Source organism: Streptomyces sp. S063 (genome assembly GCF_002832675.1).
In the GTDB taxonomy this organism is placed as follows: domain Bacteria; phylum Actinomycetota; class Actinomycetes; order Streptomycetales; family Streptomycetaceae; genus Streptomyces; species Streptomyces sindenensis.
On the sequence record NZ_CP021707.1, the window covers coordinates 2,293,849 to 2,309,470 of the forward strand.

A 15,622-nucleotide genomic window follows, 5' to 3' on the forward strand; every position below is an offset into this window, starting at 1 on the left:
GCCGTTTTTCGCGGCAAACACGAGTAGTCGCTCGCGTTTCACTAGAATGCGAGCGACCACTCGTGTTTGTCAATCGCTTCATGAGAGCTGGGGATTGACCGTGCCGGAGGCCAAAGCAAACAAGACCGCCACCGAGGCCGCCGTCGAAGCCGCCACCGAGGCCGCCGGGGGCGCGGGAGCCACCACCGCCCGGGCGGCGGACTCCGCCCGCCCCCGCCGCCGCCAGGCCCGCGGCGAGGCCCGGATCGCGCAGCTGCTCCGGGCCGCCGCCGAGGTCTTCTGCACCAGCGGCTACACCGCTTCCAGCACCAACGCCATCGCCCGCGAGGCGGGGGTCTCACCCGGCACGCTCTACCAGTTCTTCCCGAACAAAGAGGCCATCGCCGTCGAGCTCGGCGACCGACTGCTGGACCGCTGGCGGGACACCTACGGCGCGGCCTTCACCCAGAGCCACACGGAGCTGCCGCTCGACCGCATGCTGGACGCCGTCCTCGACCCGCTGATCGCCTTCAACTGCGAGAACCCGGCGTTCTTCGTCCTGATGCACGGCTCGGAGATCCCCGGCCAGATCACCGATGCACACGACACGCTGCACGCCACGATGCTGACGCGGGTCGAATCGGTGCTCGCCGGCTACCTCCCCGGCATGCCCGCCCCTCAGATCCACCGCATCGCCGAGATGGCCTTCATGGTCTTCAAGGCAGGGCTGGACCTGATCATGGCCAGCGAGGGCGAGGAGCGCGCGGCCTACATCCAGGAGCTGAAGACGGTGATGTTCCGCTACCTGGACCCACTGGTCGGCGACGATGCGTCGTGCCTCGGCGCCGACAGAGCGCATTGATACCCCCTAGGGGTATAGTATGGCGGAGAGGGGGACGCCCCGGGGCCCTCTGTGGCCCCACGCGCCCCACCGTGCCGCCGAAACGTGTTCGCGAAGAGGAGAACGTCATGACCGCCGAGACAGAGACCACGCCGTCCACCGGTTCCTGCTGCTCGCCCACCGGCTCCTGCCACGACGGCGCGGCCGACGTGCAGATCGGGCAGACCGACTCGGTCACCACCGTGTACCAGGTCAAGGGCATGACCTGCGGCCACTGCGAGGGGGCCGTGTCGGAGGAGATCTCCGGGATCGCGGGCGTCACCTCGGTCGCCGCCGTCGCCGCCACCGGCCTGGTCACCGTCACCTCCAAGGCCCCCTGGCCGAGGACGCCGTGCGCGCCGCCGTCGACGAGGCCGGTTACGAACTGCTCGGCCCGGCCGCCTGAGCGCCGGCCCGCTGCCGCACCACCCCCGTTCACCAGCCGCACCACCCGTTCGCCGTCGGGCCGGCTCCACCAGTCGATACTGGTGGGGTACGGCTCGATCTGCGTTTTTCAGGAGTTCCGGACATGGCCAGCACAGCAGCAGCCGGTTTCTCGGCCGCCGACGCCTCCGAGGCCGAGCTCATGATCGGCGGGATGACCTGCGCCTCGTGCGCCGCCCGCGTCGAGAAGAAGCTCAACCGGATGGACGGCGTCACCGCCACGGTGAACTACGCGACCGAGAAGGCCCGCGTCACCTTCGGGGAAGGGCTGAAGCTGGGGGATCTCGTCGCCACGGTCGAGAAGACCGGTTACACGGCCCGCCCCGTCGCACGGCCGTCCACTCCGGCTCCCACCCCCGCACCCGAGGCCGCGCCCCAGGCCACCGACGAGACCGCCCAGGGGGCACCGGAGTTCACGTCGGAGCCCGCGCCGGGGCTCTTGGCGGAGCCCACCTCGGAGATCCCTCCGGGGCCCGCCTCGCAGATCCCTCCGGGGCCCGCCTCGGAGATGCCTCCGGAGCCCATCCCCGACTCCGTCGCCCGGGACGCCGAGGCGGACCAGGACGCCTCCCTCGCCGCGCTCCGGCAGCGCCTCGTCGTGTCCGCCGTGCTCGCCGCCCCCGTCGTCCTGCTCGCCATGGTCCCGGCTCTCCAGTTCGACTTCTGGCAGTGGCTGAGCCTCACCCTCGCCGCACCCGTCGTCGTCTGGGGCGGCCTGCCCTTCCACCGGGCCGCCTGGACCAACGCCAAGCACGGCGCGGCGACGATGGACACACTGGTCTCGCTCGGCACGCTCGCCGCGTTCGGCTGGTCGCTGTGGGCCCTGTTCCTCGGCGACGCGGGCATGCCCGGTATGCGCCACGGCTTCGACCTCACCGTCTCGCGCGCCGACGCCACCTCGACGATCTACCTGGAGGTGGCGGCCGGCGTCATCACGTTCATCCTGCTGGGCCGCTATCTGGAAGCCCGCGCGAAGCGGAAGTCCGGCGCGGCACTGCGGGCGCTGATGCACCTGGGGGCGAAGGACGTCGTCGTACTGCGGGGAGGCAGGGAGGTACGGGTCCCGGCGAGCACGCTCATCGTCGGCGACCGCTTCGTCGTGCGTCCCGGGGAGAAGATCGCGACGGACGGGACGGTGGTCGAGGGCTCGTCCGCCGTCGACGCCTCGATGCTGACGGGTGAGTCCGTGCCCGTCGAGGTCACCACCGGCGACACCGTCACCGGCGCCACCCTCAACGCCGCAGGCCGCCTCGTCGTCGAAGCCACCCGCGTCGGCGCCGACACCCAACTCGCCCGCATGGCCGAACTCGTCGAGAACGCCCAGAACGGCAAAGCCTCCGCACAACGCCTCGCCGACCGCATCTCCGCCGTCTTCGTCCCCGTCGTCATCACCCTCGCCCTCGCCACCCTCGGCTACTGGCTCGGCAACGGCGCCGGACTCACCGCCGCCTTCACCGCAGCCGTCGCCGTCCTCATCATCGCCTGCCCCTGCGCCCTCGGCCTCGCCACCCCCACCGCCCTCATGGTCGGCACCGGACGCGGCGCCCAACTCGGCATCCTCATCAAGGGACCCGAAGTCCTCGAAACCACCCGCCGCACCGACACCATCGTCCTCGACAAAACCGGCACCGTCACCACCGGCCGCATGACCCTCCAGACCACCCACACCACCGACGAAACCGACGAGACCGAAGTCCTGCGGCTCGCAGGCGCCCTGGAGAACGCCTCCGAACACCCCATCGCCCAAGCCGTCGCCACCGCGGCGACCGACACCACCGGCCCCCTCCCCACCCCGAGAACTTCACCAACGTCCCCGGCCTCGGAGTCCAGGGCACCGTCGAGGGCCACGCCGTCCTCGTCGGGCGGCCCCGCCTCATCGCCGACGCGGAGATTCCCCTGCCCCCCGCGCTGTCACGGGCGCTGGAGGAGGACGAGGCGCACGGGCGCACGGCGGTCGTCGTGGCCTGGGACGGGGAGGCCCGGGGCGTGTTCGGGGTGGCGGACGCGGTCAAGGACAGCAGCGCGGCCGCCGTGGCCGAGCTGCGCGCACTGGGGCTGGAGCCCATCCTGCTGACCGGCGACAACCGGGCGGTGGCGGAGGCCGTCGCGCGCGAGGTGGGCATCGACCAGGTCCATGCGGAGGTCCTCCCCGAGGACAAGGTGGACGTCATCAAGCGCCTTCAGGCCGAGGGCCGCGTCGTCGCCATGGTCGGCGACGGGGTCAACGACGCAGCCGCGCTGGCCACGGCATCCCTGGGGCTGGCGATGGGCACTGGGACGGATGCGGCGATCGAGGCGAGCGACCTCACACTGGTTCGTGGAGATCTCAAGGTGACAGCTGACGCAATCCGCCTTTCCAGGCGTACGCTGGCCACCATCAGGGGCAACCTCTTCTGGGCCTTCGGGTACAACGTTGCGGCCTTGCCCCTGGCTGCAAGTGGCCTGCTCAACCCTATGATCGCGGGAGCCGCCATGGCGTTTTCGTCCGTGTTCGTCGTCACGAACAGCCTCCGGTTGCGTGCCTTCACGTAACTTCCACAAAGAGATTTAGATCACACCGATTTCAGGGTAACCATCCGGTGGGTTCGCGAGTCTTAGAGTGCGATTGCCAAGGATGTCTTGGGGGACGTCCGACGGAGTGTCTTGGGGGACGCTCCTGATGGCATGCGTAGGCCGGGGCACGTGCACCGGGGAGCTTTGAGCGGCCCTCCCGTACGTACCCCGGCAGATCGCGGCACAACAGAACAACGGGAGCCTCGGCTCCCTGCAGACGCCCGGCCGGATCCCGTGGGGGGAATCCGCTCCGGGATATGGGAAGCGCCCCGACCGTCGACCCGTGGGGGGATCGACGGCGGGGCGCTTCTCCCTTTTCAAGGGCGTGCCACCGGTTTCAAGGGCGTGCCACCGGTTTCAGGGGCTGCCTGCGCGTTGCGGCCCCCGGCAGGCCCGGCAGGGCCCTCATAACGCCGAATCGCCCCGGACACCGCGCTCTGTGCGAAGCGCGGTACGCGGGGCGAAGGCAGTCGGCCGAAGAGGCCGGGGCACTACGGGGCGGACACGAGGTCCGGGCCGGGGGCCGGGTCAGCGGCCCTCGACCGGGACGAAGTCACGCAGGACCTCGCCGGTGTAGATCTGGCGCGGGCGGCCGATGCGGGAACCCGGCTCCTTGATCATCTCGTGCCACTGGGCGATCCAGCCGGGCAGTCGGCCGAGCGCGAACAGCACGGTGAACATCTCGGTCGGGAAGCCCATGGCCCGGTAGATCAGACCGGTGTAGAAGTCCACGTTGGGGTAGAGGTTGCGCGAGACGAAGTAGTCGTCGGAGAGCGCGTGCTCCTCCAGCTTGAGCGCGATGTCGAGCAGCTCGTCGGACTTGCCGAGCGCGGACAGCACGTCGTGCGCGGCAGCCTTGATGATCTTGGCGCGCGGGTCGAAGGACTTGTACACCCGGTGGCCGAAGCCCATCAGGCGGACGCCGTCCTCCTTGTTCTTCACCTTGCGGATGAAGGAGTCGACGTCGCCGCCGTTGGCCTGGATGCCTTCCAGCATCTCCAGCACCGACTGGTTGGCGCCACCGTGCAGGGGGCCCCACAGCGCCGAGATGCCGGCGGAGATCGAGGCGAACATGTTCGCCTGCGAGGAGCCGACCAGGCGCACGGTGGAGGTCGAACAGTTCTGCTCGTGGTCCGCGTGCAGGATGAGCAGCTTGTCCAGCGCCGAGACGACGACCGGGTCCAGCTCGTACTCCTGGGCGGGGACCGAGAAGGTCATGCGCAGGAAGTTCTCGACGTACCCGAGGTCGTTGCGCGGGTAGACGAAGGGGTGGCCGATCGACTTCTTGTAGGCGTACGCCGCGATCGTCGGGAGCTTCGCCAGCAGGCGGATCGTCGACAGGTGGCGCTGCTGCTCGTCGAACGGGTTGTGGCTGTCCTGGTAGAACGTGGACAGCGCGCTGACGACCGAGGACAGCATGGCCATCGGGTGGGCGTCGCGCGGGAAGCCGTCGAAGAACCGCTTGACGTCCTCGTGCAGCAGCGTGTGCTGGGTGATCTCGTTCTTGAACGCCGCCAGCTCGTCGACCTTGGGGAGGTCGCCGTTGATCAGCGTGTACGCGACCTCGAGGAACGACGAGCGCTCGGCGAGCTGCTCGATCGGGTATCCGCGGTAGCGCAGGATGCCCTGCTCGCCGTCGAGGTACGTGATGGCGGATTTATAGGCGGCGGTGTTGCCGTATCCGCTGTCCAGCGTCACCAGGCCGGTATTGGCCCGGAGCTTCCCGATGTCGAAGCCCTTGTCGCCGACGGTGCTGTCGATCACCGGGTAGGTGTACTCGTCATCGCCGTACCGCAGTACTACAGCGTTGTTGGTGTGCTCGCTCACGTCATCCCTCACCGACGTAGTGCCTCTTCTTCGAGGTGCCCTGACTGTCTTCCACCCTCCCCCATTCGGCTCAGGAGAGTGCACTCGGGGTCGTCCATTGGACCTACTGACGGCACTGAGTGCCGCCAACTTACTCATCCTGCCCCTTGACTGCGGTTCCGGAAGACCTCCGTGATGTTTCCCACCGATTTGATCGATCATTTTTGCGCAGGGGTCACGAGAAGTCTTCGCCGGAGCCGCCCCGGAGCCGGAAATCCAGTGCCGTACAGCGTCGGCCTGCGGAAACCGTGCGGACCGCCTGGCCGATCGCCTTACGGGACCCGACGAGGACGACGAGCTTCTTGGCGCGGGTGACGGCGGTGTAGAGCAGGTTGCGCTGGAGCATCATCCAGGCACTGGTGGTGACGGGGATGACGACGGCCGGATACTCGCTGCCCTGGGAGCGGTGGATCGTCATGGCGTACGCGTGGGCCAGCTCGTCCAGCTCGTCGAAGTCGTAGCCGATCTCCTCGTCCTCGTCGGTGCGGACGGTGAGCTTCTGCTCGTCCGCGTCGAGGCCGGTGACGATGCCGACGGTGCCGTTGAAGACGCCGTTCTCGCCCTTGTCGTAGTTGTTGCGGATCTGGGTGACCTTGTCGCCGACCCGGAAGACCCGCCCGCCGAACCGCTTCTCGGGGAGGTCCGGGCGGCCCGGGGTGATGGCCTGCTGGAGCAGCCCGTTCAGATGGCCCGCGCCGGCCGGGCCCCGGTGCATCGGGGCGAGGACCTGCACGTCACGGCGGGCGTTGAGGCCGAACTTGGCCGGAATGCGGCGGGCCGCGACATCGACGGCGAGCTTGCCCGCGTCCTCCGTCTCGTCCTCGACGAAGAGGAAGAAGTCGCTCAGCCCCTCGGTGAGGGGTGGCTGTCCGGCGTTGATGCGGTGCGCGTTGGTGACCACGCCGGACTGCTGGGCCTGGCGGAAGATCCGGGTGAGCCGGACGGCGGGGACCGGGCTGCCCTCCGCGAGCAGATCGCTCAGCACCTCCCCCGCCCCGACCGAGGGCAGCTGGTCCACATCGCCCACCAGGAGGAGGTGGGCACCGGGTGCCACCGCCTTCACGAGCTTGTTGGCGAGCAGCAGATCGAGCATCGACGCCTCGTCGACGACGACCAGATCGGCGTCCAGCGGGCGGTCCCGGTCGTACGCCGCGTCCCCGCCCGGCTTCAGCTCCAGGAGCCGGTGCACGGTGGACGCCTCGGCCCCCGTCAGCTCGGAGAGGCGTTTCGCGGCGCGCCCGGTGGGGGCGGCGAGCACCACCTTGGCCTTCTTCGCCCGGGCCAGCTCGACGATCGACCGAACGGTGAACGACTTCCCGCAGCCGGGGCCGCCGGTCAGGACGGCCACCTTACGGCTGAGCGCGAGGCGTACGGCCTGCTCCTGCTCGGGCGCCAGCGAGGCCCCCGTACGGGTCGCGAGCCAGCCGAGCGCCTTGCCCCAGTCCACGTCCTGGAAGGCCGGCATCCGGTCTTCCTCCGTCCGTAGCAGCCGCCGCACCTGCCCGGCGAGGGACAGCTCGGCCCGGTGGAAGGGGACGAGATAGACCGCCGTGATCGGCTCGCCGCCCTCGGGGGACGGCACCTTCTCCCGTACGACGCCCTCCGGGTCGGCCGCCAGCTCGGCCAGGCACTCGATGACCAGCCCGGTGTCGACCTGGAGCAGCTTGACTCCGTCCGCGATGAGCCGTTCCTCGGGGAGGTAGCAGTGCCCCTGGTCGGAGGACTGGGACAGGGCGTACTGGAGCCCGGCCTTGACCCGCTCGGGGCTGTCGTGCGGGATGCCGACGGCCTGGGCGATCCTGTCGGCGGTGAGGAAGCCGATGCCCCAGACGTCGGCGGCCAGCCGGTAGGGCTGGTTCTTCACGACGGAGATCGAGGCGTCCTCGTACTTCTTGTAGATGCGGACGGCGATGGAGGTGGAGACGCCGACGCCCTGGAGGAAGACCATGACCTCCTTGATCGCCTTCTGCTCCTCCCAGGCCGCCGCGATCATCTTCGTGCGCTTGGGACCGAGGCCGGGGACCTCGACGAGCCGCTTCGGTTCCTGCTCGATGATGTCCAGGGTGTCGACGCCGAAGTGGGTGGTGATCCGGTCGGCCATCACCGGTCCGATGCCCTTGATCAGCCCGGAGCCGAGATAACGGCGGATGCCCTGGATGGTGGCGGGCAGCACGGTGGTGTAGTTCTCCACGGTGAACTGCTTGCCGTACTGCGAGTGCGAGCCCCACCGGCCCTCCATCCGCAGCGACTCACCGACCTGCGCGCCGAGCAGCGCCCCGACCACGGTGAGGAGGTCGCCGGCTCCCCGCCCGGTGTCGACGCGGGCGACCGTGTACCCGTTCTCCTCGTTGGCGTAGGTGATCCGCTCCAGGACCCCTTCGAGGACGGCCATGTTGGACATGACCCGACGCTACCCGGTGCCACTGACAGGTCGGTTCGCGGGCGGGAGGTCCGGTGTGTGGCGGCAGCCGGCCTGTCCTCGTGAGATAACGACTTGGAATCGCGCCCCCCTGGCACGTCTCGACGCCTGCATGCTCAGGCCATGGGAAGACGCGACGGGGTGCGCAGGGGAACAGCCCGGGGGTATCTGCTCGACGGCTGCCTGGCCGTGCTCGTGCTGCTTCTTGTGTGTCTCATCGGCCTGTGGGTCTGGCTGGCCACGGCGGATGACCGCGCCGAGGCAAAGGCCCGCGCCGATGTGCGGAGTGCTGCTGAGACTCGGCAGGAGAGGCTCGCCGGAGCGGCAGCCGACGGTGTGCTGGACGACAGCGAGATCGCCCAAGTCTTCCCACAGGGAAAGCCGGCTCACGGCCTGGTCGGCGTCGAGCGGCAGGGCCCTGAGCTCACGGTGACGGCAGAGCTGCTGGGCATCGGACCGGGGGTCTTCCTTGCCGGCGAGACACTTGTGACGGGGTGCTTCGCCTTCGGGGTCGCGCTGGACGGCAAGTCAGGGCCTGCGGTCACCGTCAGGGAACTGGCCGTGGAAACCGAACCGCAGTCGGCGTGTACGGCGGCAGGGGTGCCGACTCCCAGCGCCCGTCCAGGAGAGCACCCAACCTCGTCGTGAATCAGGCCACGTTTGTTTGGTGAGGTGTGACCCGCTCCAGGACCCCTTCGAGGACGGCCATGTTGGACATGACCCGACGTTACCCGGTGCCACTGACAGGCCGGTTCGCGGGCGGGATTCCGGTCGGAGGCCGTAGGAGGGGTCAGGGGGCGGGGGGTGTCGGGCCGCCGTTCTCGTACTCGTTCGCCAACAGCGCGTCCATCGTGGAACGCAGGGTGCCGAGGAACCGCTCGAACCGCTCGATCTCCTGCACCGGGTACGCCGCCATCGCCTCGGCCATCCGCTCGCTGTACGGGCCGAAGAACGCCATGGCGCGCGGCCGGATGTCCGGGCTGCTGCGCAGGGTCACGACCCGGCGATCGGCGCTCTCGCGGGTACGGACGATGTGGCCCGCCTGTTCAAGCCGCTTGAGCAGGATGGCGGTGGCGCCGGAGGAGAGCGAGACGCGTTCGCTGAGCCGGGCCGGCGACAGGGGGGCGCCCTGGTCCTCCGCGTAGAGGATCTCGACGAGGGCGGCAGCGTCCGTGGAGTGCAGCCCGAGCCAGGTCGCGAAGCGGCGGGTGAACTCGGTGTAGTTGGCCCCGAAAGCGCGCAGGCCGTCCATCACGCGGTCGACCCGTACGGCCTCGCGGTCGGCTGGGCCGCTCCCGACGGCCTCGCGCCCGTTCGTCATCGGCACTGCCCCACGCCCTCTCCCTCTTCCACTTCCGGCTTCCGGCTTCCGGCTTCCGGCTTTGACAACCTACCCCGCCCCATTTACCTTTCCCACAAAGTTATCTACCTTTACGGCAAAGCGATAATGGGGAGTCGAGGCATCGTGACCGAACCTGCGGAAACCCCACCCACGGCCCGCCAGTGGCTGGGCCTCGTCGCCGTGGCGCTCGGGGTGGCCCTGATCGTCGTCGACCTGACGATCGTCAACGTGATCCTTGCGCCGATCATCGAGGACCTGTCCATCGGCTCGTCGGAGGCCCAGTGGATCCAGGAGTCGTACGCCATCACGTTCGCGGCGCTCCTGTTGGTCACCGGACGCCTCAGTGATCTGCACGGTGCGCGGCGGATCTTCCTGCTGGGCCTCGCCGTGTTCGGCGCGACGAGCCTGCTGGCCGCGCTGGCTCCCAGCGGCGGCCTGCTGATCCTCGCCCGGTTCGTCCAGGGCGTCGGCGGGGCGATGATGCTGCCCACCTCGCTGGCTCTGCTGAACGCCGCGTTCACCGGGCGGGCGCGCGGTCAGGCGTTCGCCGTGTGGGGCTCGACCATCGGAGCGGCGGCGGCCGTGGGACCGCTGCTGGGCGGGTGGCTCGCGGACATCTCCTGGCGTTGGGCCTTCGGCATCAACATCCCGGTGGTCGCCCTCATCGTGTGGGGGGGTGCTCCGGTACCTCGACCTGTCGCCCCGCACCCGGGGCCGTATCGACGGCGTCGGCGCGGTGCTGTCGGCGGTGGGCCTGGGGCTGCTCTCGTTCGTGCTGATCGAGGGACGTACGCACGGCTGGCTGATGACGACGAAGCCGCTGGAGGTCGGAGGCCTTTCCTGGTCCGGCGGAATCTCGCCGGTGTTCGTCGCCCTGCTGCTGTCCGTGCCGGCGCTGGGCACGTTCTGGCGCCGGCAGGCCGTGTTGAGCCGGGCCGGGGACGAGCCGCTGATGGACGTGGGGCTGTTCGCCATCCGCTCGTTCCGCAACGGCAACTTCGTCACGCTGATGGTGGGCCTCGGGGAGTTCGGCATCATCGCGGTCCTGCCGCTCTGGCTGCAATTCTCCCTCGGCTACAGCGCCTTCGAGGCAGGTCTCGCTCTCGTCGCCCTGGCGGCCGGCAGCTTCGCGGCCTCCGGGGCGAGCTTCCCGATGGCCGCGACGGTATCCGCGCTCGCCCAGGTCAGGATCGGCCTGGTGCTGGAGGCGGCCGGGCTGACGATGCTGGCCCTGATCGCCTCCACGGACAGTTCGTGGTGGCTCATCGCCATCGCGTTGTTCGGGTACGGGATCGGCGTCGGCTTCGCCACGGCGCAGGTGACCAATATCGTCCTCGTGGACATACCGGAACGGAGCGGCGGCCAGGCGTCCGGCATCCAGAGCGCGGCCCGCGAGCTGGGGTCCGCCCTCGGTATCGCCCTCCTGACCACGCTGTTCTTCAGCACTCTGGCCTCCGGGGTGACCGACCGGCTCACCCGGGACGGCCTCGCGACGGACGAGGCGGAACGGATCGGCGGCGTGGTGACGGACAGCGCCGGATCGGTGATCGACGCCCTCGCCGCGGAGCCGCGTACGGCATCGGCGGCGGAGGCGGCACGCGAGGCGATGGCGGTCGGCGTCCAGGTCACCGGATACGTCTGCGCGGGGCTGCTGCTCCTGGCGCTGGCGGCGACGCTGTTCATGTCGCCGAAGGCGCGTACGGGGGCGGGGACGGCGGACGCGGGGCCGGAGGCGCGCAGGAAGGACCCCGGCGAGCGGACCGCGTCCCGGCCGCCGCGGTGACCGGAGCGACCTGGATGACCGGAGCGACGTGAGTCCCCGCTACTCCCGTGGGGCCCGGCCGGCCAGCCCGTTCTCCCACGTCCAGGCGGCTATGCCCACCCGGTTGCGTACCTTCAACTTCGCCTGGACGTTGGCGATGTGGGTCTTGGCCGTGCCCGCCGTGATGAAGAGCTTCTCGCCGATCTCGGCGTTGGTGAACCCCTCGGCGACCAGGCGGGCGATCTCCTGCTCCCGGGCGGTGAGAGGCGACGGAGGCGGGGGCGCCACGGCGGCGGGAGGTGAGGCGGGGGCCAGGTTCTGGAGCAGCCGGACCGTGATCTGCGGGCTGATGAGCACGTCCCCCGCGATGGCCGCCCTGACCCCCTCGATCAGCAGTCCGGGGCCCGAGCGCTTGAGGAGGAACCCGCAGGCGCCGTCGCGCAGGGCCGTACGTACGTAGTCGTCGTGGTCGAAGGTCGTGACGACGAGGACGCGCATCGGGTCGGGCACGCCGGGGCCCGCGAGGCGCCGGGTCACTTCGAGGCCGTCCACGCCCGGCATCCGGATGTCGGCGAGGACCAGGTCGGGGCGCAGGCTGCGGGCGAGGTCGACGGCGGTGACGCCGTCCGCCGCCTCGCCGACCACGGTCATGTCGGGCTGCGAGCCGAGAATGAGGCGGAACCCGCTGCGGACGTCCTCCTGGTCGTCGGCGATCAGGAGGCGGGTCGGGCCGAGGGGCGTCGCCATGGGACCTTCCCTGGCATCGTCCGGGGTCTTCCCCTGCATCGTCATGAGGTCTTCTCCTTCAGGGACGCGAGGGGCGCGACGGGCAGGACGGCGGTGAGCTGCCAGCCGCCGTCGCCGTGGGGCCCGGCCGAGAGGGTTCCTCCGAGGGCCTGGGCATGCTCGGTGAGCGCGGGGAGACCGAGGCCGCCGCCCCGGGCGGCCCGGCAGGCCGAAGTCCGCCCCGCGCCACGGTCGTTGGTGATGCGGATCTCCACCGTGGTGGCCGTGGGGGTGAAGGCGACGGTGGCGCGGGAGGCGTCGGGGGCGTGCCGGCGGATGTTGGTCAAGCCCTCGACGACGATGCGGTACGCGACCGATCCGGCCTCACGCGAGAGCCGCTCCGCGACCGGGTGAGGCAGGTCGAGACGCGCCTCGGTGGCTCCCGCTGCGGTGAAGTTCTCGACGAGAAGCGGGAGTTGAGACACCTCGGGGAGCGTCTCGGTGACGGCCGCCTCCGGGCCGTGCAGCATCTGCACCGTCCGGTCCATCGCGGCCAGGGCGCTCAGCCCCGCCCTCTCGATGCGTTCCAGGGCGAGCGCCGCGTGGGACGGGTCGGTGGCGGCGACGAAGCGGGCCGCCTGGGCCTGGACGACGATGCCGCTGATGTCATGGGCGACGAAGTCGTGGAGATCGCGGGAGAGTTGCAGGCGCTGGGCGCTGCGGGCCTCCGCCACCGCACGCCGGCGGCGCAGGGCCTGGCGGCGGGGGTAGGCGCCGACCGCCACCGCGGCGACCACGGGAAGAAACCAGAAGGCGCCGATCCCGATGGACTCCAGAAAGGACTCACCGGTGGCCAGCGGCAGCGGCCAGAGGGTCACCGCGAGGGCGGCCGGCGTCAGGGCCAGGGCGAGTTGAGACACCGGCGACCAGCGGGTGACCACCGCGACGAGGAGCAGCAGAAGGGCCGCCTCCGCCATCTTCCAGCCGGAACCGGCCTGCGGCGGTGCGAAGCCGGTGATCAGCGAGAGGGCGGCGCACACCGCGGTCGGGCGGGCCAGGCGGCCGAGCCGCCGCCGCATCTCGGCGCGGCGGCAGGTGACGGCCCACACCAGTAGGCCCGCCGCCGCGAGCGACGGCAGGACGCCGAGCACCATGACGGCCGGGCCGGTTGATTCCCCCATGGCGATCAGCGTACGGGGGCGGGGTGCGGCCGGTCCCTCTGCCGAACGGCACACAACGGCAGGCCGGCGAGGCGGTCCCACTGCCGGCACCGGGAGCGCCGATGCGGGCGCGGGACGCGGGCCCGGCTCAGCATGTGCCTACGTCACATGAGCTTCCGGCGGCCGGTCTCGCTCCTGAGGCCGCCCTCGTTGATCGGCTGGAGGATGACGGTGATCGCGCCGGCGGAGAAGTGCCGCACCGGGCCCCCGGTGTTCCGCCCGTGGAAACTGTTCGGCAGCGCTTGGCCGTTGGTCGGGTCCGTGCCCGATGTGTACATGTCGATGATGCCCTCGTACCCCTGCCGGGCCTTCGCGTCGTTGCCGTCCGCGGCCTGTTCCACGGTGATGCGGTCGTCGCCGTCCACCGCGACCACGGCCGCCACGTGGTAGGGCCACCCACTGGTGTTGTCGGGCCGCTCGTAGTCCCCCTGCCACGCGGTCTCCACGATGGCGAACGCCTGGCCGGGGCCCGGCCGCTCCTCGCCGTTCGCGTACGGGCCGGCGGGCCGGGCCGCCGCGTAGGCCTGGGCGCCCTCCGCGTTCTCCCGGTCGCCCAGGCCGAACTGGGCGCCGCCCAGCGCGAAGGCGCTGGCGTCCTGCCCGAGGGCCAGCCGCTGCTGGTGCATGATCTCCTCGGCCGTGTGGGCGCAGTCCGCGAGGAAGGGCGTCGCCGGCTCGTACTCCACGTACTGGCGGCCCCCGATGGCACCGCTCTGCCCGGTCGGCGTGCAGTACCGGGGCGCCGGGGCGTCCGCCAGGGCCCAGATGACGGTGGTGTCCGCCCCCTGCGTGAGCGGCATGAGGTAGAGGCCGTTCTCCGAGAGCCGTACGTTTCCCAGCTCGTCGGTGCGGCCCTCGGAGAAGCGCTGGACGGCCGTCTCACCGGCATCGCGCACCGTGTGCCGGGAGCCCTGATCTCTCCGGTCCTTCCCGTCGATCCGGTCACCCTCGGCACCCTGCTCGGGCGTCCGCCTCATCACCCGGACCGCGTTGGCCTCGGCCTCGCGCTCGAAGCGGTCGCCGGGGTCGGAGACGCTCAGCCCGGACCCGTTGTCCGTACCGGCCACCCGGCCCTGCCGCTGCTGGATGACGTGCGTCAGCTCATGGGCGAGCGTGTGCTTGTCGCCACCGCCGTCGCCGATGACGACGTGGTTGCCGGAGGTGTAGGCACGGGCCCCCACCTCGGCGACGGAGGCGCGGGCCGCGGAGTCGGTGTGCAGACGGACGTCGGAGAAGTCGGAGCCGAGCCGGGACTCCATCTCCTCGCGCAGCGGTGCGTCCAGCGGTCTGCCCGGCGCGCGCAGCACGTCGTGCACGGCCGACCGCTGCACCGGCTTTGCGCCGGGCTGTTGGTGACCGCAGTCGGGGCCGTGCCGGTGCCGGTCACGCTGGAGCATGCGGAGGACGGCGGCGTTGCCGGTGGTGCGCTGGAGAGCGAGGAGCGTGTCGGGCAACCGGTCGGCCGGGGTCCCCTCCCCCGGCCGCTCGGCCGCACCCCTGGCGGGGCGCTGCGGCTCTTGCTCGTTCTCTTTCGGCTGGTGCGCGCGCATGGACTTCCGCTCGTAGGGCCGGCGACAGGGCTGTGTTCCTCCTGCCTACCCGGTGCGGCGGCCCCGGGTAAGGGCCGTACGGGACACGGTGCGGTGGACCGTGGGGGCAACGCGTCCGCCCGACGGGGGCCTGGGAGCCTGCCGGGGCCTCGGTCGACGACAGACGACGGGAGGGCTTCGTCCAGCCGATGGCCCGCCCTGGTCGTTCAGCCCATGCTCGCCGCGACCTCGCTCCGGAGCTGCGGCAGCTTGTCGTGCAGGACGCCCGGGCAGAGGGTGTCGCCGAAGTCCTTGTGTCCGTAGAGGCGGCTGGGCGCGATGCCGTATTGGTGGCAGACGTACGCGCAGAGCGCCACCAGGACCTCCCACTGGGCCCGGGGCGGTTGTGCGCCGTCGTGGTACGCGCCCTCGTTGGCGATGCCGATGGCCTGGTCGTTCTGGCCGGACGTGTGGGCGCCGAGGACGAAGTCGGTACCGCCGCGCAGGGTGCTCAGGCTGCGGTGGCGGCCTTCGGTGATCCAGCCGCCCCGGCTGACGAGGAAGTGGTAGCCGGTGTCGGCCCACCCGTTCTTGTCCATGTGCAGGTCCTGGACCCAGTGGGCGTGTCGGTGGGCCTGGGCGCGGGAGACGTCGGAGGTGTTGGCGCTGACCGTGTGGTGCACGATGATCTTCGTCGGCCGCTTGCCGACCAGGCTGACCGGGGACCGCGGCGGACGGGCCTGCCACTGTGCCGTGCCGTCGATGTCCGGTTCGACGACGGCGGGGAGGGCGTGGGCCGTGCCCGGCAGGGCGGCCGCGGCCAGGCCGCCGGCGCCGGCGAGCAGGATGTGGCGGCGGGACGGCTGCGGAAGGTTCACGGCGGGCTCCTGGTGTGAGGGGTC

Annotated in this window: 9 protein-coding genes and 3 pseudogenes; 5 read left to right on the forward strand and 7 right to left on the reverse strand. The window is 70.8% G+C overall.

Translation table 11 applies throughout. The features are described 5' to 3' along the window. The first annotated feature begins 100 nt into the window (after positions 1-100). The 3 genes and pseudogenes from CCZ36_RS10365 to CCZ36_RS10375 all read left to right on the forward strand — a co-directional run bounded on the left by CCZ36_RS10365 (position 101) and on the right by CCZ36_RS10375 (position 3,835). A complete protein-coding gene (locus CCZ36_RS10365; protein WP_069739746.1) occupies positions 101-841 on the forward strand; it encodes a TetR family transcriptional regulator in 741 nt (246 codons plus the stop codon). Between the two features lie 107 nt (positions 842-948). Then, a pseudogene (locus CCZ36_RS10370) lies at positions 949-1,265 on the forward strand (heavy-metal-associated domain-containing protein). Positions 1,266-1,388: 123 nt separating this feature from the next. After that, a pseudogene (locus CCZ36_RS10375) lies at positions 1,389-3,835 on the forward strand (heavy metal translocating P-type ATPase). Between the two features lie 549 nt (positions 3,836-4,384). On the opposite strand, the gene CCZ36_RS10380 reads toward CCZ36_RS10375, so the two are convergent. After that, positions 4,385-5,683 (reverse strand): citrate synthase, encoded by a 1,299-nt coding sequence (locus CCZ36_RS10380; protein ID WP_010056523.1) that lies wholly within the window; start codon positions 5,681-5,683, stop codon positions 4,385-4,387. A 214-nt stretch (positions 5,684-5,897) separates the two neighbouring features. Further along, positions 5,898-8,123 (reverse strand): SF1B family DNA helicase RecD2, encoded by a 2,226-nt coding sequence (gene recD2, locus CCZ36_RS10385; protein ID WP_069739725.1) that lies wholly within the window; start codon positions 8,121-8,123, stop codon positions 5,898-5,900. 141 nt (positions 8,124-8,264) lie between these two features. Between recD2 and CCZ36_RS10390 the strand changes: the two genes are divergently transcribed. After that, entirely contained in the window at positions 8,265-8,789 is a 525-nt protein-coding gene (locus CCZ36_RS10390; RefSeq protein ID WP_128817515.1) for a hypothetical protein, read from the forward strand. 142 nt (positions 8,790-8,931) lie between these two features. Here the strand turns inward: CCZ36_RS10390 and CCZ36_RS10395 are convergent, their stop codons facing one another. Further along, positions 8,932-9,462: a MarR family winged helix-turn-helix transcriptional regulator gene (locus tag CCZ36_RS10395; protein WP_128817516.1), complete on the reverse strand. Its 531-nt coding sequence runs from the start codon at positions 9,460-9,462 to the stop codon at positions 8,932-8,934. A gap of 126 nt (positions 9,463-9,588) precedes the next feature. Between CCZ36_RS10395 and CCZ36_RS10400 the strand changes: the two are divergent. Then, positions 9,589-11,266: pseudogene (locus CCZ36_RS10400) on the forward strand (MFS transporter). Between the two features lie 39 nt (positions 11,267-11,305). Here the strand turns inward: CCZ36_RS10400 and CCZ36_RS10405 are convergent. The 4 genes from CCZ36_RS10405 to CCZ36_RS10420 all read right to left on the reverse strand — a co-directional run bounded on the left by CCZ36_RS10405 (position 11,306) and on the right by CCZ36_RS10420 (position 15,598). Next, positions 11,306-11,992, reverse strand: coding sequence for a response regulator (locus tag CCZ36_RS10405; RefSeq protein ID WP_069739747.1), 687 nt, complete (start codon positions 11,990-11,992; stop codon positions 11,306-11,308). 41 nt (positions 11,993-12,033) lie between these two features. Continuing rightward, positions 12,034-13,152: a sensor histidine kinase gene (locus CCZ36_RS10410; RefSeq protein WP_237302623.1), complete on the reverse strand. Its 1,119-nt coding sequence runs from the start codon at positions 13,150-13,152 to the stop codon at positions 12,034-12,036. A 143-nt stretch (positions 13,153-13,295) separates the two neighbouring features. Beyond that, the gene (locus tag CCZ36_RS10415; protein ID WP_128817517.1) at positions 13,296-14,741 is read right to left on the reverse strand and encodes an eCIS core domain-containing protein; all 1,446 of its coding nucleotides are present in this window, start codon (positions 14,739-14,741) and stop codon (positions 13,296-13,298) included. Between the two features lie 206 nt (positions 14,742-14,947). After that, on the reverse strand, positions 14,948-15,598 hold the full coding sequence (locus CCZ36_RS10420; RefSeq protein WP_069739730.1) for a peptidoglycan recognition protein family protein: 651 nt from the start codon (positions 15,596-15,598) through the stop codon (positions 14,948-14,950). Positions 15,599-15,622: the final 24 nt, after the last annotated feature.

What these genes read in the sequence shown, in the direction of transcription:
- recD2 (WP_069739725.1), bottom strand. Translation starts at nt 8,123, where the DNA reads ATGTCCAACATGGCCGTCCTCGAAGGGGTCCTGGAGCGGATCACCTAC.
- CCZ36_RS10390 (WP_128817515.1), top strand. Translation starts at nt 8,265, where the DNA reads ATGGGAAGACGCGACGGGGTGCGCAGGGGAACAGCCCGGGGGTATCTG.
- CCZ36_RS10395 (WP_128817516.1), bottom strand. Translation starts at nt 9,462, where the DNA reads ATGACGAACGGGCGCGAGGCCGTCGGGAGCGGCCCAGCCGACCGCGAG.
- CCZ36_RS10405 (WP_069739747.1), bottom strand. Translation starts at nt 11,992, where the DNA reads ATGGCGACGCCCCTCGGCCCGACCCGCCTCCTGATCGCCGACGACCAG.
- CCZ36_RS10410 (WP_237302623.1), bottom strand. Translation starts at nt 13,152, where the DNA reads ATGGGGGAATCAACCGGCCCGGCCGTCATGGTGCTCGGCGTCCTGCCG.
- CCZ36_RS10415 (WP_128817517.1), bottom strand. Translation starts at nt 14,741, where the DNA reads ATGCGCGCGCACCAGCCGAAAGAGAACGAGCAAGAGCCGCAGCGCCCC.